This is a genomic window from Corynebacterium sp. ES2715-CONJ3 (assembly GCF_024814365.1).
GTDB lineage: Bacteria > Actinomycetota > Actinomycetes > Mycobacteriales > Mycobacteriaceae > Corynebacterium.
The window spans coordinates 250,745-276,722 of the sequence record NZ_JANUXS010000003.1 but is presented as its reverse complement, the minus strand read 5'-3'; the positions used below and the strand labels follow the sequence as shown (position 1 = coordinate 276,722).

Here is a 25,978-nt window from a genome sequence, read left to right as displayed (position 1 = left end):
ACCTAGAATAACCTCAACTCGCTGCTTTCACTTCCCCGTAATTCGTTATAGTCAAGTACAAGGCAGGAAAGACCGCGATCCTCAGCAAGCGTGCGAGCTTGTGGTTTAATACTTTGAGCAGCAAATACTCCCCGGACAGGTGCCAAGAGTGGATCTCGGTTCAGTAGTTCCACATAGCGGCACAGTTGTTCGACCCCATCAATTCCGCCACGGCGCTTAATCTCTACGGCTATGGTATTTCCCTGGTCATCGCGGCATAGGATGTCTACAGGGCCAATAGGTGTCATATACTCACGCCGAATAAGGCTATAACCCTCCCCCATCACCTCAATATTATCGGCTAGTAGCTCCTGGAGGTGAGCTTCCACTCCGTCTTTGACTAGACCGGGATCGACACCCAGCTCGTAGGAGATATCTGAATGGATAGCTTCGATACTGATGCGCAGTTGTTCACCCTTTTTATTCTCCACTATCCAGTAGCTAACTAGATCGCTGGCGCCCTCGGGAAAATCCTTGGGATCTTCGGTCTCGGTCACCGTCAATGGGGGCGTCATCCAATTTAGAGGTTTGTACGCACGGTCATCAGCGTGAACGGAGACGGATCCATCAGCTTTCAAAAGCAAGAGACGATCGGCCATGGGCAGATGGGCTTCGAGGCGGCCCACATAATTAACTGAACACCGTGCTATAACGAGACGCATAAATTCTAGCCTAGCTCACGATCACTGGCTTCATTAATCAGAATTGCTCTGGTGCCTTAATTCCTGCACCGACATGCGATCGGTACGGATATCTGGGGCAGACTCGATCCAAGCCGTGAATGCCAAGCGAACGAGGCTGGTAGCATGCGCCTCGTAGGTGGTGTCCCCGTGAGAGAAAATAAAAACCGGTTCTCCATCACCGAAGAAGGTTCGTTCAGCAGAGCTGGTATCACGTTGACCTAATAATTCGATGGAAGACCGGTTGAAATTAAGATCCTCACCAGGGCGGATCGAGCGTAGTTTATAGAATTTTAAAGTTTGATAAGAATAATGGGCGCTACCAAAGCGCCACCCATGGATTCCAGAGGTAGGCATCGTCCGTATTGCCATGGCTGAGCCCTGTGGTCGATACCTAAAGAATCGCCACGCGGCAAGGAGTGCGGTCGTGAGCAGTATTGCCGATAACAACCAGAGCAACCCAGATACCATGATTCTCCCCTTTTATATCCAGCGTTTATGAGAATAATAATACGGTGAGATCCCCGGAGAAAAAACTTATCTCGGGGATCTCACCATATACACGGCTGCTCTACGAGCGACCGCTACGTTTGAGTGCCTTTAATTCAGCCTGAGCGCGAAGTTTGGCTACCTTATCGGGATCTTGCAGACGTTGCGTAGAGTCGGAGGAATTAATCTCCGAAGCCCAAACGGCATACTCCGCTAGGATCGTGACCTTCTCCTTTGAGACGGATAAGAAGCCACCTTGCACAGCGGCGTAGCGCTTTTCCCCATCAGTTGGGCTGATGGTTACAACACCATTGTCCACGAGCTGTCCCAGCATAGGTTCGTGCCCAGCGAGCACGCCAATCTCACCTTCGGTGGTCTGCGCGGTAACAATCGTCGCGGTGCCACTCCACAGCATACGCTCGGGAGAAACGAGTTCCACGGTGATATCAGCCATGTGCGTGCCTCTTCCTATTTCTCAGACAACTTTTTGTAGGCGTTTTCTACATCTTCCAAACCGCCCAAGCCGTTGAAAGCTTGCTCGGGATAATGATCGAACTCGCCGTCGCAGATGCGCTCGAATGCATCAATGGTTTCCTCTAATGGCACATAGGAGCCAGGAATACCAGTGAATTTCTCGGCAACAAAGAAGTTCTGCCCTAAGAATCGCTCGATACGGCGGGCACGAGCCACCGTGATTTTATCTTCTTCTGACAGCTCATCCATACCGAGAATAGCGATAATATCTTGGAGCTCTTTGTTCTTCTGCAAAATATTGATCACACGCTGGGCAACGGTATAGTGGCGCTCACCCACGATGCCCGGCTCCAGGATACGGGAAGTCGAAGACAGCGGGTTCACTGCAGGGTAGATACCCTTTGATGCAATAGCACGGTCAAGTTCGGTGGTGGCATCCAAGTGGGCGAAGGTTGTCGCCGGTGCAGGGTCGGTGTAGTCGTCGGCTGGCACGTAGACGGCCTGCAAGGAGGTAATCGAACGACCTTTAGTGGAAGTAATTCGCTCCTGCAGCACACCCATTTCGTCAGCCAAGGTGGGCTGGTAACCCACAGCCGAAGGCATACGACCGAGCAGCGTGGAAACCTCGGAACCTGCTTGGGTAAAGCGGAAGATATTATCGATGAACAGCAGCACGTCCTGGTGCTGGACGTCACGGAAATACTCCGCCATGGTGAGGCCCGACAAAGCGACGCGCATACGCACTCCAGGGGGCTCATCCATCTGGCCGAAAACCAGCGCTGTATCTGGAAGCACGCCCATTTCTTCCATCTCCAAGAAGAGGTCGGTTCCTTCGCGGGTACGCTCACCAACACCAGCGAATACCGAGGTACCGGAGAATTCGCGGGCGATACGCGTGATCATCTCCTGAATGAGAACGGTCTTACCCACGCCAGCACCACCAAAGAGGCCAATTTTACCGCCCTTTACATAAGGGGTGAGTAGGTCGATGACTTTAATGCCCGTCTCCAGGATTTCAGTCTTACCCTCGAGCTGGTCGAAGGGTGGCGGATCGCGGTGGATGCCCCATTGCTCACCGTCGCGGCCAAGACCTGGCTCATCAAGGCAGTCGCCGAGGGCATTAAAGACGTGGCCCTTGACGATGTCGCCGACGGGCACGCTAATGGGCTTACCGCTATCGGTCACGGTAGCGCCTCGCACGAGGCCGTCAGTAGGCGCCATGGAAACGGTTCGCACGATATTGTCGCCCAGGTGTTGGGCCACCTCGAGCGTGATGGTCTTTGCAACTGCCTCGAGGTCGATATCGACAGTCAGCGCGTTAAAGAGTGCCGGGAGCTCGCCGCGCGGAAATTCCACGTCGACGACCGGCCCAATAACGCGCACTACGCGGCCCGCGGTAGCCGCGGCCTGGGTTTGTTGCTCTGTGAGAGCTGTGGTCATAATCTAGTCACTTTCTCCGCTTTCGGCGAGCGCGCCTGCGCCACCGACAATCTCTGTGATTTCCTGGGTAATCTGCGCCTGACGAGCTTGGTTAGCCACCCGCGAGAGGTCTTTGACCAACTCGTTGGCGTTGTCCGTGGCAGATTTCATCGCGTTACGACGCGAAGCTGATTCTGCTGCCGAGGCCTCCAGCAACATAGCGAAAAGGCTTCGAGAGATGAACTTAGGAAGCAGAGCCTCCATGAGTGTTTCCACGTCAGGTTCAAAATAATAATCTGGTTCTGGCTCGCCTGAGGTATCGAGGAAGTCTTCGCCTTTTTTAATCTCAGTCGTCTCTACAACCGGCTCTATAGGAAGCAGCTGGTGTGCGGTCGCCGTTTGGGTCAACATGGACTCAAACTCGGTGTAGACAACGTGCACAGAATCAAACCCTGGTACTGCCTGGCCTTCTTCCCCGTTGATGCCCGGACGATATTTAGCAAGACCGTCGGAGCCAGCGAGGAAACCATCGATTAAGTGGCGACGCAAGTCGTGCGTATCTACCCAGGTCGGATCTTGGGAGAACCCCGCCCACGCGCCAGCATAATCGCCGCCACGGAAGTTGTAGTAGCCCACACCCTTGTTGCCACAAATATACCGCACAACTTCGTAGCCCTCGGCGGTCAGCAGCTTTTCCAATTCCGCTGTCTTCTTGAAGACGTTGTAGTTATAGCCTCCAGCCATTCCACGATCTGAGGTCACCACGAGAATGGCGGCCCGTCGGGCATTATCTCGAAGTCTCAGCATTGGGTGATCGAGGGAACTTGCTGAGGCCAGACGACCAATCACATTTTGGATTTCGGTGGCGTATGGCTGTGATGCTTCCACGCGGGCCTGAGCTCTCGTGATGCGCGAAGTAGCGATCAGCTCTTGGGCCTTCGTGATTTTCTTCGTTGAGTTAACCGAACGGATTCGGCTACGCAATTCGCGAAGACTTGCCATATACAGCGCCTCCCTTCTTTTCCTTGATGTTTGTCATGCTCGTAAGAGTCATTGCTCTTATTTCTTAACCTTCAGCTGATGCTTCTTCACCTGATCAGCAGGCAGAGCCTCAGGCTCTACTTCGTTGATCACAGGAGTTCCATCGGTGGTCTGGAAGCTGCGTTTGAAGTTCTCGGTCTGCTCGACCAAGGTCTCCTGGCTACTTTCAGATAAAGCCGCACCCCCAGCAATCTGGTCGAAGATCGCGCGGTGCGAAGCATGTAGGTAATCTAGCAACTCACGTTCGAAGCGACGAATATCTTCGACGGGTACGTTGTCAAAATGCCCCTCGCTAGCCAGCCAGATGGATACGATCTGATCTTCTACTGGTTGTGGTGAATTCTCGGGTTGCTTGAGCAGTTCAACCAGGCGTGAACCACGATCGAGCTGCGCTCTGGATGCTGGATCAAGGTCGGAGGCGAAAGTGGCGAAGGCCTCGAGATCTCGGTAAGCGGCAAGATCGAGACGTAGAGAACCAGAAACCTTCTTCATCCCCTTCGTCTGTGCGGCACCACCGACACGGGACACTGAAACACCGACGTTGATTGCGGGGCGAACACCCTGGTTGAAGAGATCTGACTCGAGGAAGACCTGACCATCGGTGATCGAGATCACGTTGGTAGGAATGAAGGCGGAAACATCGTTTGCCTTGGTCTCGATGATCGGTAGAGCGGTCATCGAGCCAGCGCCTAGCTCATCGGACAGTTTCGCGGCGCGCTCGAGTAGTCGGGAGTGCAGGTAGAAGACGTCACCGGGGTAGGCCTCACGTCCTGGAGGACGACGCAGCAACAACGAGATCGCACGATAAGCCTCTGCCTGCTTGGTCAAATCATCGTAGACCACCAGGACATGGTAGCCCTGGTACATCCAGTGCTGTCCGAGGGCCGCTCCTGCGAAAGGAGCCAACCACTTAAAGCCAGCGGAATCGGATGCTGGAGCAGCCACAATGGTGGTGTACTCCAGAGCGCCGTGTTCCTCTAAGGTTTTGCGCAGAGCAGCCACAGTCGAGCCTTTTTGGCCGATAGCCACGTAGATGCAGCGCACCTGCTTGGATTTATCGCCCGATTCCCAGTTCGCCTTTTGATTCAAAATCGTATCGACACACACGGCTGTCTTGCCGGTCTTGCGGTCGCCAATAATCAGCTGGCGCTGACCGCGACCGATGGGAGTCATAGCGTCAATAGCTTTAATACCCGTCTGCATGGGCTCTCCCACGGGCTGACGCTCAAGGACTGAGGGGGCTTGTAGTTCTAGGACGCGATCCTCTTCAGCCTCGATAGCCCCCAAGCCATCGATGGGTTGACCAAGGGGGTTGATGACGCGCCCGCGAAAATTATCGCCCACGGGAATCGACAGCACCTCACCGGTGCGCTTAACTTCGTCGCCTTCTTTTAATGTCTCATAATTACCCAAGATCACAACACCGATGCGGTCGGTATCGAGGTTCTGCGCGACGCCTATAACGCCGCCTGGGAATTCGATGAGCTCGTTAGCCATTACTGATGGGAGTCCAGACACCTGGGCAATGCCATCAGCAGTGGAAATAACCACTCCGACCTCCTCGCGGGAGGCCTCCGCGGAGTAGCTCGAGGTGTAGTTCGCAATCGCGCTACGGATCTCATCGGAGGAGATCGTCAGCTCCGCCATGTTTTTCCTGCTCTCGGTAGTTTCTTCCAGCAATTTCTTAATCTTCTTCGTTTCTGTCGTGTTTTAGACTTGCAAAAGACGCAACCGGTCAATCTTGCCGGTATAGGAGCCATCAATTACTTCGTCGTCAACTCGGATGATCATGCCACCGAGGAGGCTGGGATTAACCTCTAAGTGGATGCTCATCGCACGACCATAAATACGCTCTAACTTGCTTGACAGCGCCTGTTTTTGGGACTCGGAAAGCTCAACGGCAGATTCCACGTAAGCAACCTCACGCCCCCACATGCTGGCGGCGTATGTCGAAATCTCGTGGAGATCGTCGATAATATTTGCCTCGCGCCGACCCACAACCTGTAATGCTAGGGTTTCGGTTGCAGCTGTGACTTTGCCATAAAGAATGTGGGCAAATAGCTCACGCCTCTTTAATGAGTCAGCACTCCGGTCATCGAGTCTCAGGGCAAGTTGCGGTTGCTTGAGGAGCAGCCTAGATAGGCGGAAGAGTTCATCTTCCACCTGCAAAAGTTGTCCCTGCAAGTCAGCCGAACGCAAGATTGCGCGACGGCCTAGTTGAACGAGCCCAGCTCGAAACTCTCGCGGAGTTGACCATTCCTTTGCCGCTGCCGCGCGGAGGAGCTTAAGTGTGGACAAGGACACCTTGTCGGCAAATACAGCTGCAATGAGGCCCGCGCGCTGATCGGCGCTGAGGGAAACATCGGCAACCGACGTGCGCAAGCGGCGCTCCTCGTCCAGAACTTCCACCACGTCGAATAGTTCAGTGCCGATCTGGGCGGCCGCCGCAATAGCCTGATCTTCTCCGCGCAGATCCTCGTCGAGGCTGGCAGATAGCTGAGCGAGTGCGTAGCGACTTGCTGCGTGCATAAGTAGGCCTACTTTCCTGCCGCTGGGACCGTGTCGAGATCGGCCAGGAAACGATCAATGGTGCCAGAACGCTTGGTTGCATCCGACAACTGCTCAGCCATGAGGCGCTCAGCCAAAGCCACTGCATGCTGCCCCATCTCATTACGCAATTGGGCTACAACCTGCTCCCGCTGGGCAGCTAATTGCTTCTCACCAGACTCAATAATCCGGTGGCTTTCTTCGGTTGCCTTGGCCCTCATCTCGGCCTCGATCTGCTTGCCCTTCTGGCGGGCTTCTTCACGGATTTCGGCAGCTTCGGTGCGAGCTTCAGCTAGCTGAGCGTTGTACTTCTCGAGGGCTGCTTTGGCCTCCGATTGCGCTGCTTCAGCACGCTGGATGCCGCCCTTGATACGGTCTTTACGCTCGGATAGGACCTCTTGGTACTTCGGGTTGATATATAACCAGAAGGCGAGTCCCACGACGATGAATACAACGAGCGACCAGACGATGTCGTAATTCGCTGGCAGCAGCACAGAATTTTCTGAGTCTGCAGCTACTAAAGAAATGACGTTCGTCATGAATCCTCAAACTTTCCTAGTCGTCGTTAGTAATTACAAGATGAAGCCGGCGACAAGACCGATCAGTGCGAGGGCCTCCACGAAAGCGATACCGAGAATCATGTTGGTACGAAGCTGACCGGCCATTTCTGGCTGGCGTGCCATGCCTTCGAGAGCCTTACCTACAAGGAAACCCAAGCCGAGGCCGGGCCCTAGGGTTGCAAGGCCGTAGCCGAGGGTGGCAATGGAGCCGGTAACTCCAGCTGCTTCTTGAGCCAAGATGACTTCATTCATGAGAGTGTCATTCCCTTTCTTCGTGCTCAGTTCTTCCGAGCAAGTTTCAAAAATATGTGATTAATTAGCGATCTTAGAACAAGATGCGCTATGTGGATCAGTGTTCGTCGGCGTGCAACGACAATTCGATGTAGACGGCTACTAGCAGGGCGAAAATATAGGCCTGCAAGAAGATGACCAACATCTCAAAGATAGTGAACGCGACACCAGCAACCAAGGTGACTGCCGATAAGGCGGTCCAGCCATTCATCTGCCAGAAAAAGAAGTTAGAAGCAGAAAAAAGCAGAACCAGAATGATGTGTCCAACCAGCATATTCGCCATCAGACGAACCGTGAGTGTGGCGGGGCGCAGAATAAACGTCGATAAAAATTCCAGTGGCACCACCGCAAAGTGTAGCGGCAGCGGCAGGTTGGGGATCACCACTGAACTCTTCATATACTTGAAGAATCCGTACTTCTTAGCGCCCGCGTAAATGAAGGCTATATAACCTACAATCGCCAACACTAATGGCATAGCGATACGAGCATTGGGCGAAATATTAAGGAACGGAATGATCGACGGGGCATTAATAAACAGCACCAGGAAGAAGATTGTGGCAATAACCGGCAGGAACCGCCGCCCTTCTTTCCTCCCGAGGATCTCTTCTGCGATATGGATGCGCACAAAGTCCAACAGCAACTCGCCAACATTCTGCAAGCCCGAAGGAATTAGCTTCGGGCGACGCATAGCAATGAGGAAGAATGCCAGAAGAACGCCAACCATAATTAAGCGGACAAACACCAGACGGTCGATTGTGAACCAGCCGTTCGCAATATCGGCGAACCAAATGGCATCCGGGAAAAATTCATGATCCAAATCGGGCGCGTGAAATTCACCCTCTAAGGCCAGTTGTATAACGCTCAGCGTTCTCTCCCGTGTTCGGGCCACGAAAATCTATTTTTTGAAAAATCGTGGTGTAAGGGACGTCATGTCATTTCTTGGTACTGACTACCAATTCCCTTACACATCGGTAGTCAACCCAGAACCTAAGTCTCGATCAATTGCGAGCAGGCACTCGCCGAGATATAAGCCCACGTGTAAGACTAGCAGCCCAAACCATACTTTTCTTCCCACTCGGCTCAGCGAAATTCTAGCCCCGCCAACCCGAAGAGCTAGAGTGCTAGTTAAGCTGCGCTAATAAGCGACCCATAACGTCGCTCACACTCAGTTACGGGGGTAATTTTACTCACATCCATACTCGTTGGATTCTGCTTAAATTCCCACTCCACTCGAGTAGAGCACGACTACTCCACATGACCGTGCGCACTCGAAATCTAGTGCACAACCGCTAGGTCGTGCACATGGTCCATAGCCGCGGGTCTACCAACTCGATATCACTGATGACCACCTCAGCCTTATATCTCTCTTAACCCCGCAGCCTGATATCTTAGCGAGAGACCCACCCACCGCTCTTAATGCTCCATAACGACTAAAGAGACAATTAATAGATAATCTCAACCGATCCATATTGGTTAGATTTTCCCTCCAGTTCTCAATATAAGTAGCGGCGATCCAGGCGTTGCTATTCGACTCTTCGAGGGGTCCGAAATAAACATTACCGCGGGTGATCCGACATCGGCACGAGGAAAATATTATTCTGAGCTCGCACACCACAAAAACACAGCCCGCGACCAACGTCACTGGTTTCGTATCAAGGGTGCTCGTGTGTGCACTGGTGCCGGCATATGAAGCAAGCCTGAAGCAGGGTGGATGAGAAGGCACAACTAGCAGGGAGCGAGACGCCCACTGCCAAGCTCGAAGCTTGCACCCAATGTGCGCTCGCCAGCGATCTGGCTATATCCGCTTAGCTAACCTTAGAGTTTCCGAGGTTCATCCAGCGTTATTATTCCTAGAAACCGCAGTGCAAATGGGAAACGGGCGCTTGCCTCTTTGACCCGTGAGCGAGAAAAAAACAACCGATGAGCTGAGCTCATTCGGTAGGGAGACCCCGCCTACTTTTGTCGAAGTTTCGTGGTTATCCGGATCGACGGCGGAGTTGTCACAGACACAGAAAACCTGTATCCAATTCTTCTCACACAATCGCCGCGGGTAATGCGATAACTTGGGGTATCATTTTTGGTCACGCCCGCTAATCCCGATCGATGACCTTACTAAGAAAACTCACGATCGCGTACCGTGGACGAGGTGCTCCTCGGTTCCGTTGAGCTGACTCGATGGGACGCGCATTGGATTGTTATCCACAGCGGCAGTCGCGGAAGAAACGCTATAGAGCGAGGAGAAGAGCTTGCCCTTTGAGCTCGAGACGTTGTGTAGGGTCTCGTTGCTTGTAGCTCGGCGACATCGAGGAATCCGATTGATCTATCGAGATAACCGCTGGGGAGAGCGTTGTGTCTGTAGTGGCTAGGGAGTGTCCTGCGGAGTTATGTAGGTGACGTTGGTGGTCATAATCCCATAGACCTCGGCGCCAATCACGACAATGCACACAGCCACCACGGAACTGAAAAGCGCAACCGGATCGTAAAATTCGGCGTCTCGAACGGAGTAGAGAACGATACCGGCCACGATAAGTTTGACCAGCCATCCACCCAATATCACCACCCCAGTAGTACTCGGTGACGAGGATGCGGTAATGAGCACATTTATCACCGTGAGCAGCATAAAGGCACCACCGATACCCGATCCCACCAAGACTCCCCACAATCCGGGGAGTCCGCTGACCGCTCCCCACACCATAAGCAGGACGATCGTGACAATGACGAGGGCATGCAGACCAAAATAGAGGGCTCGATTGAGGGGCCTTTTATGGTCATCGTAGGGCGAGCGTGTTTTCACGGGTTTTTAAAACTTTCGTTGATCGCTGGAGGAGCTTGAGGGTGAGAGTCTATAAGAATCTTAAGTTCAGGTTGGCGTTCTCTTCTTCCTTCATAAATAGGGCGTGCCGTTAGGGCCACCACAACAATAAAGGACACGACAGTAGCGATGCTAGCGGCCTGCGACGGTACGATGGAAAACGCCACGGCTCCAAAAGCCGCCAAGGATACCCAGGCATAGATGATCAGTACCGCCCTGCGATGGGTATGTCCGATGGATAATAACCTGTGGTGGATATGAAGCTGATCCGCTGAAAAAGGTGATTGCCCGCGTAACAACCGTTGGATAACCACCACAATGAGATCGCCCACAGGTATGAGGATCACCGCAATGACCACCATGAGCGGCGATAAAAGAGCAATAATATCTACGACCCCGTAGAGGCTGAGGCTAGTTTTTCCTGATGCGGAGGTTGAGGCTGCCGCTAGTAACAAACCGATCAGCATGGCACCGGAGTCACCCATGAATATTCGGGCGGGCTCAAAATTATGGGGCAAAAAGCCTGCACAGATACCTACGAGCGCTGCCGCAATAATAGCCGGAGGATAGGCGGAGACCATTCCGCCCTGATCATGGAGGACGGTCAGCGAGTAGAGAAGGATCGCTCCCCCTCCGATGAGGCCCACGCCAGCAGCTAAGCCATCAAGGCCGTCGATGAAGTTAATCGCATTGATGAGGGTAACGGTGAATAGGACCGTCACGAACGTCGAGGCGATGGGGTCCAAAATGAACGTACTCCCGCCATCGAGCGGCAACCATATAAGTGTCCAGGTAAGTCCCAAGAAGACCATGATGATCGCGGCCACCAGCTGGCCAACGAGTTTCGTAAGAGCGTCGAGTTCCCAGAGATCGTCGCAAATTCCCACCAAGACTACTATGAAACCGCCGGCCAAAACAGCGTCCATCTCTGGGGTCAGTGGCTGAAAACCCCTCGTGAGAGCTGGCAATTGAGCCGCTAGTAGGACGGCACAAACAAATCCTGTGAACATAGCGGCGCCGCCAAGTCTCGGCTTAGGAACTAAGTGCACGTCGCGCTCGCGGATCTCCCCCATGCGTCCGGCCTTGACCATGGCCATTCGTACGATCCCTGTGGTGAGATATGTCAAAGAAGCGGCAACTAGAAGCACGAGCCCTAGTTCGCGCATCGGGACGCCGGCAACTCCCGCCCCCATCTACCTGATGCTCTCAGGATCAACATCGAGAACCTCTGCGATTCTGTCAGCACTCAGGGCGCCTTCGCGCAGTAATTTAGGGTGGGTACCTGAGAGATCGAGAATCGATGAGGCAACCTTAGCGGCACACTCTCCCCCGTCGAGATACACCGCAACCTTATCGCCCAACTGTTCTTTAGCCTGAACGACCGTAGTTGCAGGTGGTTGACCAGAGATATTCGCTGACGACACGGCCATGGGACCGGTTGCTCGTAAAAGCTCGATTGCTACTGGATGAAGGGGCATCCTCAACATGACTGTGCCCCTCGTATCCCCGAGATTCCACCTCAGCGACGGAGCTTGCGGTATAACAATACTCAACGCGCCAGGCCAGAAAGCTTCGATGAGAGTACGCAAACGATCATCATACGAGTGGACGAGTCCGCGAGCGGTCTCCCAACTACCAACAAGAACGGGTACGGGCATATTTGGTCCGCGATCTTTGGTAGTGAGCAGGCGTTCAACCGCCCGAATATCAAAGGCGTTACAGCCGAGGCCGTAAAGCGTATCGGTAGGAAGCACCACTAGTTGCCCCGACTCGACTGCACTGAGGGCGGCTTTGATCCCTAATGCCCGGTTATCGGCTGAACTGCACTGGTAAATTCTGCTCATGATCGCCTCTTTATTCTTTTTGGCTATAGATCGTCTCTCAAGTGTTACAGCTTACTCTTTGCCGTTACGAATCGCGGCTTAGCCGCAGCATCCAGATGCCCGCATATATTCTCAAAGCCATGCGTGGCTAGCAGAGTGATAACTTCATCTTGCGTGGTGTCGTCGTGTTCAATTGCAATCAATCCACCAGGTCTTAAGTTCGAGTCAATAGTAGTGACAAGTTTATTTATGATCTCCATACCCGACTCGCCTGCGAATACGGCTTGGGGCGGATCGGCGTAAACTTCCGGTTCCAGTGTGGGCGTTTCTGGTACATAGGGTGGGTTAGTAAGGATCATATCGAGATCTTTCGGTACTATTCGCGGATCGCAGGCGTCACCAGCAATAATCTCTACGTTGTCAAAAGGAGCCAGGTTCTTTTTGGTATAGGCTAAGGCTGCTGCAGAGATTTCCACAGCGAAGACCTGAGCGTGGCGTCCCAGCGAAGTCGCTATATAACCAGCAATGGCTCCGGAACCGGTACAAAGATCGGCAATTCTTGGCGCCTTCCGCTCCTTCAGCATTTCTTGAGCATGCTCCACAGCCCACTGAGCCATGGCTTCGGTTTCAGGTCGGGGTATAAAAACTCCTGGTCCGACGGCTAAGTCGAGCGACCCGAAGGCTGCGGTGCCAATTATATATTGCAGCGGCTCCCTGAGAGCGCGCCTCGCGACTAGCAGTGAAAAATCCTGGGCAAAATCCTCGGGAACAGAGCTGAGAAAACCCAGATCTAAAGGCTGACATTTAAGAATATGTGCGGCCAGCGCTCGGGCGTCATAGGCAGGCGAAGCCACCCCCGCTTGAGCAAGGGTGGCTTCAGCTTGCGTGAGAAGGTCACGCACGTGACTTACTCCGCTTCGAGACGCGCCGCGCGTTCGGCGTCTCGCAGTGCCGAGAAGAGATCATCGAGATCACCATTGAGAACTGAGTCGAGGTTATTCGACTTGTAGCCTATGCGGTGATCGGAGATTCGGTTCTCGGGCCAGTTGTAGGTTCGCACTCGCTCCGAGCGGTCGAGAGTGCGAATCTGTGCGGCGCGCCCTTCAGCAGCCTCGGCATCTGCTGCCTCTTCAGCAAGCGCCTGCAGTCGTGCAGCGAGCACCTGCATTGCGCGAGCCTTGTTTTGGATCTGGGAGCGCTCTTTCTGGCAGGTGACGACAATGCCCGTAGGCAGGTGGGTGATACGCACCGCTGAATCGGTGGTGTTCACACCCTGGCCACCTTTACCAGACGAGCGGTACACATCGACTCGCAGATCTTTATCGTCGATCTCCACTTCCGCGATCTCATCAGGCTCAGGGTAGACCAGTACTCCAGCGGCTGAGGTTTGAATCCGCCCCTGAGATTCGGTGACAGGCACACGCTGTACGCGGTGGACGCCACCCTCGAACTTAAAAATGCTCCACGCTCCGTCTCGGGAGGGCTGCTTCGAACGAATTGACAAGGTTATATCCTTGACACCGCCAAGATCAGACTCTGAGAGATCGAGTACTTCGGTAATGAAACCGTGCTTCTCGGCAAAGCGCTGGTACATCCGCACCAGCTCTCCTGCAAAGAGTGCAGCTTCTTCGCCGCCAGCTCCGGCTTTAACCTCCATAACAATATCCTCAGAGTCATGGGGGTCGCGCGGAGCCAGGAGATCGGCCAGCTGCTCCTCCAATTGCACGATTGTGCCCTCTAATTCTTCGGCTTCAGCCTTGAATTCGGCATCCTCGTGCGCCATTGATGCTGCGGCTTCATGATCTTCGCGAGCCTGAACCAGTTTCCGATTGACATTCATGATTGGCTGCAACTCTGAATAGCGCTTCGAGAGTTTCCTAAATAAAGCCTGATCATTCATGGTCTCGGGATCAGACATCTGTGCCTCGATGCCCTGATACTCCGAGACGATATCGTCAACGGCTGAAACGTGTGTTGCCACCAGTTACTCCTGTTCGTTATCAGCAGACATAATTGACGAGGAAGCGATCTGCATCATGAACTCGCGATTACTCTTCGTCTTTTTCAGCTGCTTGATCAATAGATCAATAGCCTGCTGATTATCCAATGCCGAAAGGATTCGGCGCAGCTTGTGCATCAGGCGGGCTTCTTCAGGAGCGAGAAGCAACTCATCCTTACGTGTACCAGAAGGATTAACATCCACTGCTGGGAATACGCGACGCTCTGCAATTTTGCGATCCAGCTTCAGTTCGGCGTTGCCGGTGCCCTTGAATTCCTCAAAGATCACGTTGTCACCCGCGGAACCGGTTTCCACCATGGCCGTAGCGATGATCGTTAACGAGCCGCCATTTTCGATATTACGAGCCGCTCCGAGGAAGCGCTTCGGCGGATATAGAGCGTTGGAGTCCACACCACCGGAGAGAATACGACCAGAAGCCGGTGAGGAGTTGTTGTAGGCGCGGCCCAACCTCGTAATAGAGTCGAGTAGAACCACCACGTCTTGACCCTGCTCCACTAGACGCTTGGCTCGCTCAATGGCTAATTCGGCCACCGCGGTGTGCTCTGATGGCGGACGGTCGAATGTCGAGGAAATGACCTCGCCTTTTACGCTACGCTGCATATCGGTGACTTCTTCAGGCCGTTCGTCTACAAGCACCACCATGAGATAGCACTCAGGGTTATTTGTGGCGATGGCATTGGCAATATTCTGCATAACCGTGGTCTTACCGGCCTTCGGGGGCGATACGATAAGGGCTCGCTGCCCCTTGCCAATAGGCATGATCAAGTCAATAACGCGGGTTGTGAGAATATTTTGCTCGGTCTCCAAACGCAAGCGCTGGTTTGGATACAGTGGAGTCAGCGAGTTGAAGGCGGGGCGGGCTTTAGCCTCTTCTACCGTCATGCCGTTGACGGAATCAACGCGAACGAGAGGGTTATATTTCTGGCGATTGCGACCGCGCCCATAGTTACCGCGATTGTCGTTATTCCCGCCCACACGGACACCACCGACAATATAGTCACCGGATCGCAGCCCTAAGCGGCGGATCATCTGGTTATTAACGTAGACGTCCGCTGGCCCTGCATGATAGCTCGAGGTTCGTACAAAAGCGATATTGGAATCGACAATATCGAGAATTCCTGCAGCTTCCTGAATATTTTCTTCTTTGGCTTCGCGCTCATCCTGATTGTCGCGGCTGTCGCGGTTATCACGGCCGTCCCGTCCACGTCGCCCTCGGCGGCCACGACGCTCCCCCCGACGATCTCCCCGATGGGAGCGATTGTCCTGAGAATCGTCATCGGATGCGGAATCGGTCTGTTCTGAGTTGTCGTTCTGCGGAGCCGACTCATCGGCACCATCGTGACTATGTCGTCCTCGACCCCTCTCGTCGCGGCGGGAGCGGTTCCGCCGCGCGCGACGTGCAGCCGAGCGGGATTCGTAGCGGTTATCACCATCACGCTCATCCTCTGAGCCCGCATCTCTGGATTCTGTATCCTCGTGCTGATTATCGCCCTCTTCGCCGTCCTGATGGCGCCGCTGAGTACGCTGCTTAGGCTGCGAGCTCTCGTCGCCCTCGGCCGAAGCGGAGTCGGCCGAACTGTGCTTAGTCACCCGCCGACGACGTGGGCGCTTGTCGGTAGTGTCAGTTTCTTGATTGTCAGCAACTGGGCGATTGTCACTGGGGGTAGATTCAGCCCGGGCTGGAGCGTGGTCGGCGTTGTTGATGGCGGCTATTAAATCGCCCTTACGCAGGGCGGAAATTCCTTTAAGACCGAGATCGGCTGCCATTTTCCGCAGCTCAGGTAGGCGCAGAGCTGCGAGATTTCGCGGTGCGCCTTGATCTGTTGTAGTCACAGATGTCCTTTCAGTTTCACTGTGCTCGTTGCTAGCTGTGAGGTTGGGGTATATCAGCCATCGATGGCCATTGGGGCGCTGAATGCCGATGCGGCAAGGCATCGTGACAGCGACGCCCTTCAATGGAAGACCATGAAATGCGGAGCAAGTCCTACTATGTATGTGGATGAACAAACTGAGCAATCTTTAGTCACAGAATTTGCAGGCTTCTCCCGTTTGAGCGAAATTCAACGCGCACAACCTCTGGTGCAAATAGTGCGGACGCGGGGGAGGCAAAGATTGGTATGTTCGTTCGTTAGTCTAGCTCAATCTGCGCGAATATGAAAAATGGCCGTATGAGAACTCTCTTCTCCCCTCACGGCATTCAGCTAATAAGGTGGCGAGTTCGCTTACGGTCCTAGCGAACTGATTGCTACGCTTATACTCATGCTTTCTACCATGCAGGAAGTCCCTCTTAATATTTCTCGCATTCTGGATTACGGTGCGCGCGCATTCGGGCCTACGCTCATTAAAACGTGGGAATCTGGGGAGGAATTTACAAGCACCTACCGTGAACTGGCTGCGCGAGCGGCCGCGCTCGCGCATGCCCTCGCCGATGAGTTGGAAATCAAACCCTCCCATCGGGTGGGCACCTTCATGTTTAATTGCACTGAGCACCTGGAGACCCTTTTTGCTGTGACCTGTATGGGGGCAGTATTTAATCCTCTGAACAAGCAGCTACTGAATGCGCAGATTGCTCATATCATCAATCTTGCGGAAGATCAGGTTATTATCGCCGATCAGCGCCTGGCAAAACAATTGGGTGAGGTCCTATCGACGGGGTGCCCGAGCGTTCGGGCAGTGATTTTCATCGGTCGCACCAATCCGCAGGCGGCTTCACGCTATATACCTTCAGGCATTACCACCTTTTCTTATGAGGCCCTCCTCGACGGGCGGCGTTCGACCTATCCGTGGCCCCTACTGCCGGAAAATGCTGCAGCAGCACTCTGTTATTCCACTGGCACTACTGGCGAGCCGAAGGGCGTAGTGTATTCCCAGCGCTCTTTGTATTTGAAAGCGATCAGTTTGCGCACCTCCGACTCCTTGGGAATTTCGCATGGACGAACCTTTCTGTGCTGCGTCCCGATTTATCACACACTTTCGTGGTGCGTGCCCATCGCCGCAGTCATGTCTGGGGCACCCCTAGTATTTCCAGGGGCTGATTTAACACCACGATCCCTAGCAGAGCTCATAGAAACCACCTCTCCGCAGGCTGCAAATGGAGTTCCGTCCATCTGGATTCAGGTCGTGATGTACTATCTGGCGCACCCACCAAATAATATTTCGCTGCGGGAGATTTTTTCTGGTGGTTCCCCCGTTCCACCGGCGCTGATGGATTTATGGCGCAATAACTTCGGCATTGATCTCGTTCAAATCTGGGGCATGACCGAAACCTCTGGTGTCACCACGGTGGCCCGTCCGCCTACTGGACTATCACCCGATGCCGAACGTTCCTACCGGATCACCCAAGGTCGTTTCCCCGCCGCCGTTGACTATCGTGTGGTCAACGATGGCCGGGTGGTCAATAGCACGGAGCGCCACGATGGTGAGATTCAGGTTAGGGGTACGTGGATTACCGGTTCTTATTATCACTCCTCGAACGAAGGCTCAGCAGTCAGCGATCACCCGTCAGACCCCTCTAAAGCCGATAATTATGCGCAACAGTTCACTGAAGATGGGTGGCTTCGCACAGGTGATGTCGGCACGGTTACTGCTGATGGTTTCCTCATTCTTAACGACCGCGCCCGAGATGTCATCCGTTCCGGAGGAGAATGGATTTACTCCAGCCTCTTGGAAAATGAAATCATGTCCGCACCTGAAGTTGTTGAGTGCGCCGTTATTGGAAACCACGACCGCACCTGGGGTGAGCGTCCGCTAGCAATTACCAAATTGGTTGCTGATGTCGATGCTACCTTTGAGACCGCAGATAAATTACGCGATCACCTACGCGAAACGTTCCCTTCGTGGATGCTTCCTGAGTACTGGGCCTTTGTCGAAAATATTGCTAAAACCTCAGTAGGAAAATTCGACAAGATCGAACTCAGAGCTACCGCGGCCCGCGGCGATCTCGACATCATTAAACTACCCGGACCGGGCAGCTCCCGAGTTCGTTAAGCTATGACCTTGGTGCTCACTCCACCAGCAATTTCTAGAGTGAGAACTTGTAATCCCGCGGCTACAGCTTCATCGATGAGCGACTGGTCGACCCAGGTGGTTCCTAACACCATACAGGTGGGGCCAGCACCGGAAAGGTAAGCTGCATAGCCCTTGTCCCGCAACCGCTCAATCCATGAGGCAGTCTGCTCTAAGACCGCGGCACGATAAGGTTGATGCAGCACGTCTTCTGTGGCGCTCTGCAGGTGCTCGGGATGCTCGTTTAAGGCGGCGACCATTAAAGCTGCACGCGAAATATTAAAGCGGGCATCTAGGTGAGAAATGCTTGCGGGTAAGACTTTACGCACCTCATGTGTGGAGGCGTGGCAACTTGGTACAAAAGCCGTAGCCTTGAGGTCGGGATGAACCGGAGTGGTGACCGCCTGGTAGCGCTTACTTTCACCAGCAGTTGACCATGAAATAATGGCGCCACCGAAAAGAGAAGCTGCGGCGTTATCGGGGTGACCTTCAAATTCAGAGGCTAATTGTAAAAGGGTAGCAGAATCGAGTGCATCACCAGTTAATGCTTGAGCTAAAGCCACTCCCGCAACCGCGGCTGCGGCCGAGGAACCAAGGCCTCTAGAATGCGGGATCCTATTGTGGCAGATAATTTTCAAACCCGCAACCGTTATCCCAGCTGCCGACAGTCCAGCCTCAAGGGCACGGTAAACGAGGTGGGATCTATCGCGGGGAACTTCCCCAGCCCCCTCGCCATGAACCTCAATATCTAGTCCCGCATCGGTCGTTATGACCTCTACCGTGTCGTAAAGTCCAAGCGCGAGACCAAGAGAATCGAAACCTGCGCCCAAGTTGGCCGTTGATGCAGGCACCGAGCAGGTAATATGACGACCAGGTTGAAGTTGGTGGCTCATTTACTCTCCTGCAAAACGTAGTACGGAGTTTACCGATAGACAGGTATCGGATTCTTCGAGGGCTGAAACCATCGAGGCTAGCGACCGTTCTTTGGCGGTATGGGTAACGAGGATGAGGCGAGCTTCACCGTGGTGATCTTCTTGGCGCACCGTGCGCAAGGATATACCCTGGTCAGCGCAGATCTGTGTGATCTCAGCCAGCACACCCACCCTATCAATAACCTTCATATCGATGTGGTACCTGGTTGGGACATCTCCAAAGTCAGCGATCGGCAAATCAGCATACGTGGATTCACCAGGAGCTCGGCCACCGAATACTTTATTACGCGCGGCGCCCACAATATCGCCTAGAACCGCGGAGGCGGTGGGGTTACCACCAGCACCATTTCCGTAAAACATTAGGCGACCAGCAGCTTCCGCTTCAACGAAGATCGCATTAAAGCTCTTACTCACGCTAGCCAAAGGGTGATCCCGTGGAATTAAGGTTGGGTGAACACGAGCGGAAACAGAGCGTTGACCTCTATCGTTGGTCAAGCGCTCGCAAATAGCCAGTAGTTTAATGGTATAACCAGCTGCTCGAGCGGCCTTGATATCATCCGAAGTAATCGCTGAGATGCCCTCGCAGTATACATCCGTCGCTGTCACTCTCGTGTGGAAGGCTAGAGATGCAAGAATGGCGGCCTTGGATGCAGCATCGTATCCCTCAACATCGGCGGTGGGATCTGCTTCTGCATAGCCCAAGCGCATGGCTTCGGCGAGCACATCCTCATATTCGGCACCGGCGGAATCCATCGCATCCAATATGAAGTTGGTAGTCCCATTGACGATTCCGGCCACTGATTCGATCTGATCACCTGCAAGGGAACGCCGGAGTGGACCAACCACTGGGATAGCAGCGGCAACTGCCGCCTCAAAATAAAGATCCACCCCCGCGGAATCCGCAGCCTCGGATAGCTCTGCTGAATGAGCGGCCACCAGTGCTTTATTGGCCGTGACCACGGACTTACCGGCACGTAGGGCTTTAAGGACTAACTCACGTGGATATTCGATACCGCCGATAACTTCGACAACGAGATCGACGTCGTCACGCTCAATCAGGGAGGCGGCATCGTCGGTAAGAACACCCAGTTCGGCGGCAAGACTCGAGGTGTGCTTCTCTTTGTTGGCCACTGCAACACCGCGAACCTCGAGGGGGCCGCCTGCCCGGTGGGCAAATTCTTCAGCATTTTCAACCATGAGCCGAAGTACCTGTGAACCCACGGTTCCATTGCCCAAGATGGCCACACCCACGGGTGAATTCTCTCCCTTACCATGCCTGAAATTGCTTGCCGGATGGGTTTCGCTCATAGTAACTCCCGTTATCAAATAAAAAGTTATGGCATTTAAGTCGCGAAATCTCTCGCTACCTCTTTAAACCTATTGCCAAATTCTAAACCATAGACCGCACACCATGAATTCTTCATGCGGAAGTGTTGTCGTTCTCTTCAAGGTTGAGGAAATCCTCGATGGTCTCGCGACGCACCATTAATTGCGCTTGGCCATCTTTGACCGAAACAATTGCCGGGCGCATGAGCATATTGTATCGACTGCTCATCGAATAACAGTAGGCGCCCGTAGCAGCAGTGGCGACCAAATCTCCCCGAGCAATATCGGTAGGAATCTGCGCATGGTTGACCACGATATCCCCGGATTCGCAGTGCGAACCCACCACTCGAGCATCCACTGTCGGCGCTGAACTGAAGCCGTCCACCTTGCGTATATCGTAGATAGCCTCATAGAGTGCCGGGCGGATATTATCGCTCATCCCCCCATCCACCGAGATATAGCGGCGCGAATATCCCCCATCCAAGCTCACATCTTTTACTGTGCCCACCGTATAGAGGGTCACTGTAGATGGGCCGGCAATTGCCCGTCCTGGTTCTACCATCACAAAAGGCATGGGTACGTCTTCGCGGTGGGCGTAATCAGCGACGCGACGCAACAGATCTTTAGCTACTGCGTCAACATCGAGGGCAGTTTCGGATTCCGTATAAGCAATACCGTAGCCCCCACCAAGGTCGAGAATTGAGAAATCTCGACCCACAGACAGCTCCTTTAAAATCCTTCCATACAGTTTAAGCACCCGCTCAGCAGCAAGCGAGAAGCCTTCAGCATCAAAAACCTGAGAGCCGACGTGGCAGTGAAGACCGACGAGATTTAAGTTTTCTAATTCAACAATTCTGCGAGCAGCACGGTACGCAGAGCCTGAGTAAAGCGAGAATCCAAATTTCTGGTCCTCGTGGGCAGTGGCAATGAACTCGTGTGTATGAGCATCGATACCTGGTTTAACCCGCACCATAACATCTTGAACCTTGTCCAAGGACGCAGCTATGTCCTGCAGTTCTTCAATTTCCTGATGGGAATCTACTATCACATGACCGATGTCGTTGGCGACAATATCACCAAGAAAAGCAGCGTCTTTGTTATTACCATGGGCTGCGATAAGTGCGGGCGGAAAACCGGCGCGCAGAGCAACCTGCAATTCTCCGTGCGAAGCGATGTCGAGGGCGAGACCTTCGCTTGCCACCCATTGGGCGATACGGGTAGTAAGAAATGCTTTGGCTGCATAGTGCACGTGTTCTCCGCCCCCGAATGCCTTGGCCATATCGCGGCACCTCGAGCGGAAGTCGTCTTCATCAACAACGAAGGTGGGGGTTCCAAATTCAGCGGCAATCGCTGCAAGTGGCACACCCGCGATCGTGACACCACCATCGGCTGATCGGCACGCATTGCGGGGCCATATATGGGCGGGGAGATCATTAAAATTCACGCGTTCATCATCTTCCGGTCAAATATTAAAAGGAGCCCACGAGGCAGGACACCCCGTGGGCTTGAAAGTGGCACTGCTTCTACATCCGCTCTGGCGCACGAACGCCGAGAAGGTTCAAGGCATTGGCTAAGACCTGTTGGCTGGCCATTGCTAGAGCGAGGCGCGCGGTGTGGATGTCAGCAGCTTCCTCCCCTACTTTTGGCAGAATCTGACAGTTATCGTAGAAACGGTGGAAAGTACCTGCCAAAACTTCGCTATAGCGCGCAATACGGTGCGGTTCTCGCAATTCACAGGCGGCCTGCACCACAGCAGGGAACTCTCCGAGCGTGCGGATGAGTTCTCCCTCCCGCTCGTGCTTGAGTAACGAGAAGTCTGGGTTTATGGCTTCAATGCCGAGCTCTGCGGCCTTACGGCTCAATGAGCACAGGCGGGCGTGACCGTATTGCACATAATAAACGGGATTATCAGAGGATTGAGACTGCCATATCTCAAGATCAATGTCGAGGGTTGAATCCACTGATGAGCGGATCATCGCATAGCGGGCACCATCGATACCTATAGCGGCTACAAGATCGTCGAGAGTAATCACGGTACCGGCACGCTTGGACATTCTTACCGCGTTGCCGTCGCGCACGAGATTCACCATCTGACCAATGAGAACTTCTACCCGCTCAGGAGCGTAGCCTAGAGCGGCGGCAGCGGCCCTGAGTCTCGAGATATAACCGTGGTGATCGGCGCCCAACATATAGATGGCAATGTCATGGCCGCGTTCAAATTTATCCCTGACATAGGCGATATCGCCGGCAATATAGGCTGCGTCTCCGTCCGATTTGATAACAACGCGATCTTTGTCGTCGCCATAGTCAGTGGAACGCAGCCACCATGCGCCATCCTTTTCGTACAGGTTGCCGTTCTCTTTTAAGGCTGCAATAGCTTGGTCAACCGCGCCGGACTCGAAAAGCGAATTCTCGTGGAAGAATATATCGAAGGTGGTGCCAAATTCACGAAGTGAGGATTTAATATGACTAAACATCATATCAACTCCGTGGCTGCGGAAAATTTCGCGCATTACCTCATCGTCTTGATTGAGTGCATCTGGGTGAGCGGAGGTAATTTCTGCTGCAATCTCGGTTATATATTCTCCCCCATAGCCATCCTCTGGCGTAGGCTCGCCCTTGGCTGCAGCGAGCAGGGAATTGACAAATCGGTCGATCTGTCGCCCGTGATCATTGAAATAGTATTCGCGAGTCACATCAGCCCCGCTAAAGCTCATTATTCGCCCCAGCGAATCACCGACGGCAGCCCACCGAGTTCCGCCTAAGTGGATGGGACCAGTAGGGTTAGCCGATACGAACTCCAAGTTAATCTTTTTGCCAGCGAGGACATCGCCGGCCCCATACTGGGCTCCCAGCTTAAGGATCTGCGCGATAATCGCCCCCTGGGCTGCAGCTTGCAATGTGATATTGATAAAGCCAGGTCCAGCGATTTCGCAGGATTCGATGCCGTCGATGACGTTGAGGGCTTGCGCAAGTAGGTGACCCAATTCGCGCGGGTTCATTCCGACTTTTTTGGCTACCTGCAAGGCAATATTGGTGGCGTAATCACCATGCTCAGGATTGCGAGGGCGTTCCACGACAACAGTTTCAGGCAATACCGAAGTATCGAGCTGTTTCTCGGAGAGTACTTGGTACGCCGTGGAGGTGATGAGTTGTGAGAGTTCTGCAGGTGTCATAGGCAGTGAGTTTAGCGTATCTACTTTTCGGCAGTCACATCACATGCTGTTGAAAAAAGACATGTCAGCGAGCGCTTCGATTACTGGGTTGTGTTCCCCTTGGCTGCATAGATGGGTCCCCCGATTTCTCTCCACCTCTTATTCAAGACGCCCACCGCCACCCCGCTACCCCCTTGAATTCTTAGCCAAAACGACTCTCAACAGGTTTAACTGCTGGTTTTCAAGGAAACGGGGGTAATTTTCGACGATTTTCAACAGGCCGAAAAACCCCCACGAGGCCCACATCAGACACTGCGGGGGGTTAAGCTGTTAGCGGAGCACATAGGTAGGGGTGTCATCATCTTTCTTCGGCAGCGCAGCTTCAGGCTTCACCGATTGAAAGGTCATGCTGCTCTCTCCCTATCTGCACGAGAAGACCATAAATCCAGTCCACCATGCAACCTTGACGCTCGCCTGAGGGGTTTATGATCGCGGTGGGCGTTATGGTTGCGCCTCGGGATATAACTAGGGCGCAACTCTTCATAAAAATATTGACAATACTATCCAGTCAAAGGAGTTGCAGTGAACCAATTTACCGCTGTGACCGATGCAGTTGGCGGTAGCCTCGGCCTATCAGCCTTAGTGGGCACCCTACCCTTACTCGCATTCTTCGTCATGCTCATCGGTGTAAAAACAAGCGCCCATGTTTCCGCTGCCGTGGCTACCCTCACGGCTATCGTGGTGGCAGTCTTAGGCTTTAATATGCCCATCGACCTCGCACTAAGCGCCACCCTGCGCGGTGCGCTCTTCGGGCTATTACCCATTGTCTGGGTTATCGTGATGGCTATTTGGTTTTACCAGATCACGGTGGCATCGGGCCGATTTGAGGATCTCCGCCGCACCTTCGATAAGCTAGGCGACGGCGATGTCCGCATCCAGGCTATTCTTATCGCCTTCTGCTTCGGCGGCTTGCTCGAAGCCCTGGCGGGCTTTGGTGCACCAGTGGCCATCACGGCCACCATGATTTTGGCTCTCGGTATTAAACCGCTCAAGGCTGCCACCGTGGTCCTCTTGGCTAATACCGCTCCCGTGGCCTTCGGCGCCGTGGCCATCCCCATCACCACGGCGGGCGCTGTGGGCGGTCGCACCCTCGAACAAACCGAGAATATTGCGGCTATTGTGGGTCACCAGGCCCCACTCATCGCGGTTTTTGTGCCGGCTATCTTGCTCATCATTTTGGACGGATTCAAGGGACTCAAGGAGGCGTGGGTACCAGCGTTTGTTATTGGTTTCGCTTTCGCCATTGCCCAGTGGGCTACCTCGAATTTCTTCGCCTACCAGCTCACCGATGTGGTAGCTTGTATCGTTTCGCTTGGTGCCGCCTTTGTCTTCCTTCGTTTCTGGGATCCCCGGGGCGTGGACGAGATGCGTAAGCGCATGGAGCTCCCTCCGGCCGCAACCTCCGAGGAGCTACCTCCAATGCGCGTGTGGATGGCTTTATTGCCATATGCCGTGGTGACAGTCGTCTTCGGTGTTGCCAACTTGGGTAGTACCATTCCTGACCTCCTCAAGGCTCCAAAGATCTCCTTCGATTGGCCACTTCTGGCTGATCGCCTTGTCACCGCTGATGGCGATCCAGTGAATTCCAGCTATACCTTGTTGCTCATTCACAACCCCGGTTCCCTCCTGCTCATCTCGGGTCTCATCGTGGCAGTTATCTACGCAATCTTCACGGAGAACGGCCGTTATAAGCTAACAGCCGGAGAAGTGGTCAACGAATTCACTTCAACTGCTTATCGTATGCGCTGGTCCGCCCTGACCATCACCTTGGTTCTTGGGCTAGCTTATGTTATGAATTACTCTGGTCAAACGGTGGCTATCGGCCAGTTCGTCGCATCGCTCGGCGGCGCATATGCTTTCTTGGCTCCGTCTCTAGGTTGGGTGGGAACCGCCGTAACGGGTTCAGATACCTCGGCTAATGCACTCTTCTCTAAGATGCAGGTGACCGCTGCTAATACTGCTGGCATTAATCCCGACCTTATGCTCGCTGCCAACACCTCGGGCGGCGTAGTGGGCAAGATGGTTTCACCTCAGTCCTTGGCAATTGCCGCTACAGCGGTGAAGATGGAAGGTCGCGAGTCTGAAATTTTCAAAGCCGTTGTCTGGTGGTCCCTGGGTATGCTTTTTGTTGTATGCTCCTTGGTCTTCCTCCAAACTAACGTTCTTAGCTTCATGGCCCCCATCGTGCCGTAGTGGCTTTCCGCCTCTACGGAATAAGGGTTTAGCCCGCTAGATCTCGCATGATCTCGCAAGGTCTCCACACCCACTTGCTCCCCCATATAAGGGGGAGTAAGTGGGTGCTTTT

22 protein-coding genes are annotated in these 25,978 nt (G+C 53.7%); 2 read left to right on the top strand and 20 right to left on the bottom strand.

Features of this window, described 5'->3' with window-relative positions; translation table 11 throughout:
• Positions 1-2: 2 nt before the first annotated feature.
• The 16 genes from nucS to rho form a co-directional block, all read right to left on the bottom strand.
• Positions 3-701, bottom strand: coding sequence for an endonuclease NucS (gene nucS / locus NXT00_RS05305; protein WP_259158344.1), 699 nt, complete (start codon positions 699-701; stop codon positions 3-5).
• A gap of 33 nt (positions 702-734) precedes the next feature.
• Complete coding sequence (locus NXT00_RS05300; RefSeq protein WP_259077980.1) at positions 735-1,190, bottom strand: DUF2550 domain-containing protein; 456 nt, start codon at positions 1,188-1,190, stop codon at positions 735-737.
• Between the two features lie 100 nt (positions 1,191-1,290).
• On the bottom strand, positions 1,291-1,662 hold the full coding sequence (locus NXT00_RS05295) for a F0F1 ATP synthase subunit epsilon (RefSeq protein WP_259077982.1): 372 nt from the start codon (positions 1,660-1,662) through the stop codon (positions 1,291-1,293).
• A gap of 14 nt (positions 1,663-1,676) precedes the next feature.
• Positions 1,677-3,122 (bottom strand): F0F1 ATP synthase subunit beta, encoded by a 1,446-nt coding sequence (atpD, locus tag NXT00_RS05290; RefSeq protein ID WP_259077983.1) that lies wholly within the window; start codon positions 3,120-3,122, stop codon positions 1,677-1,679.
• 3 nt (positions 3,123-3,125) lie between these two features.
• Positions 3,126-4,103, bottom strand: coding sequence for a F0F1 ATP synthase subunit gamma (locus NXT00_RS05285; protein WP_259158342.1), 978 nt, complete (start codon positions 4,101-4,103; stop codon positions 3,126-3,128).
• 57 nt (positions 4,104-4,160) lie between these two features.
• Complete coding sequence (gene atpA, locus NXT00_RS05280) at positions 4,161-5,789, bottom strand: F0F1 ATP synthase subunit alpha (protein ID WP_259077987.1); 1,629 nt, start codon at positions 5,787-5,789, stop codon at positions 4,161-4,163.
• Positions 5,790-5,852: 63 nt separating this feature from the next.
• Positions 5,853-6,671 carry a F0F1 ATP synthase subunit delta gene (locus NXT00_RS05275; RefSeq protein WP_259077989.1) on the bottom strand — a complete coding sequence of 273 codons (819 nt, stop codon included), beginning with the start codon at positions 6,669-6,671 and terminating at the stop codon, positions 5,853-5,855.
• 8 nt (positions 6,672-6,679) lie between these two features.
• A complete protein-coding gene (locus tag NXT00_RS05270) occupies positions 6,680-7,228 on the bottom strand; it encodes a F0F1 ATP synthase subunit B (protein WP_259077991.1) in 549 nt (182 codons plus the stop codon).
• A 33-nt stretch (positions 7,229-7,261) separates the two neighbouring features.
• Complete coding sequence (locus NXT00_RS05265) at positions 7,262-7,501, bottom strand: ATP synthase F0 subunit C (RefSeq protein WP_259077993.1); 240 nt, start codon at positions 7,499-7,501, stop codon at positions 7,262-7,264.
• Positions 7,502-7,598: 97 nt separating this feature from the next.
• The gene (atpB, locus tag NXT00_RS05260; RefSeq protein ID WP_259078435.1) at positions 7,599-8,390 is read right to left on the bottom strand and encodes a F0F1 ATP synthase subunit A; all 792 of its coding nucleotides are present in this window, start codon (positions 8,388-8,390) and stop codon (positions 7,599-7,601) included.
• A 1,512-nt stretch (positions 8,391-9,902) separates the two neighbouring features.
• Positions 9,903-10,334 carry a hypothetical protein gene (locus tag NXT00_RS05255; protein WP_259077994.1) on the bottom strand — a complete coding sequence of 144 codons (432 nt, stop codon included), beginning with the start codon at positions 10,332-10,334 and terminating at the stop codon, positions 9,903-9,905.
• Positions 10,331-11,545, bottom strand: a complete 1,215-nt coding sequence (locus tag NXT00_RS05250) for an MraY family glycosyltransferase (protein WP_259077995.1) — start codon at positions 11,543-11,545, stop codon at positions 10,331-10,333. Before NXT00_RS05250 ends, NXT00_RS05255 begins: the two co-directional genes overlap by 4 nt.
• Positions 11,546-12,196 carry an L-threonylcarbamoyladenylate synthase gene (locus tag NXT00_RS05245; protein ID WP_259077996.1) on the bottom strand — a complete coding sequence of 217 codons (651 nt, stop codon included), beginning with the start codon at positions 12,194-12,196 and terminating at the stop codon, positions 11,546-11,548. It lies immediately after the preceding gene.
• A 44-nt stretch (positions 12,197-12,240) separates the two neighbouring features.
• Positions 12,241-13,077: a peptide chain release factor N(5)-glutamine methyltransferase gene (gene prmC, locus NXT00_RS05240; RefSeq protein WP_259158341.1), complete on the bottom strand. Its 837-nt coding sequence runs from the start codon at positions 13,075-13,077 to the stop codon at positions 12,241-12,243.
• A gap of 5 nt (positions 13,078-13,082) precedes the next feature.
• Positions 13,083-14,156, bottom strand: a complete 1,074-nt coding sequence (prfA, locus tag NXT00_RS05235) for a peptide chain release factor 1 (protein WP_259077999.1) — start codon at positions 14,154-14,156, stop codon at positions 13,083-13,085.
• Positions 14,157-14,159: 3 nt separating this feature from the next.
• The gene (gene rho / locus NXT00_RS05230; protein WP_259078001.1) at positions 14,160-16,028 is read right to left on the bottom strand and encodes a transcription termination factor Rho; all 1,869 of its coding nucleotides are present in this window, start codon (positions 16,026-16,028) and stop codon (positions 14,160-14,162) included.
• Positions 16,029-16,454: 426 nt separating this feature from the next.
• Here rho and NXT00_RS05225 point away from each other — a divergent pair, with 426 nt between their 5' ends.
• On the top strand, positions 16,455-18,182 hold the full coding sequence (locus NXT00_RS05225) for a long-chain fatty-acid--CoA ligase (RefSeq protein WP_259078003.1): 1,728 nt from the start codon (positions 16,455-16,457) through the stop codon (positions 18,180-18,182).
• On the opposite strand, the gene thrB is transcribed toward NXT00_RS05225, so the two are convergent.
• The 4 genes from thrB to argS all read right to left on the bottom strand — a co-directional run bounded on the left by thrB (position 18,179) and on the right by argS (position 23,634).
• Positions 18,179-19,093, bottom strand: a complete 915-nt coding sequence (thrB, locus tag NXT00_RS05220; RefSeq protein WP_259158339.1) for a homoserine kinase — start codon at positions 19,091-19,093, stop codon at positions 18,179-18,181. The two genes, NXT00_RS05225 and thrB, sit on opposite strands and share 4 nt — an antisense overlap.
• On the bottom strand, positions 19,094-20,440 hold the full coding sequence (locus NXT00_RS05215) for a homoserine dehydrogenase (protein ID WP_259158337.1): 1,347 nt from the start codon (positions 20,438-20,440) through the stop codon (positions 19,094-19,096).
• A gap of 112 nt (positions 20,441-20,552) precedes the next feature.
• Positions 20,553-21,902, bottom strand: coding sequence for a diaminopimelate decarboxylase (lysA, locus tag NXT00_RS05210; RefSeq protein ID WP_259078008.1), 1,350 nt, complete (start codon positions 21,900-21,902; stop codon positions 20,553-20,555).
• 79 nt (positions 21,903-21,981) lie between these two features.
• A complete protein-coding gene (gene argS / locus NXT00_RS05205; RefSeq protein ID WP_259078010.1) occupies positions 21,982-23,634 on the bottom strand; it encodes an arginine--tRNA ligase in 1,653 nt (550 codons plus the stop codon).
• Positions 23,635-24,195: 561 nt separating this feature from the next.
• Between argS and NXT00_RS05200 the strand changes: the two genes are divergently transcribed.
• Entirely contained in the window at positions 24,196-25,866 is a 1,671-nt protein-coding gene (locus NXT00_RS05200) for an L-lactate permease (RefSeq protein ID WP_259078012.1), read from the top strand.
• Positions 25,867-25,978: the final 112 nt, after the last annotated feature.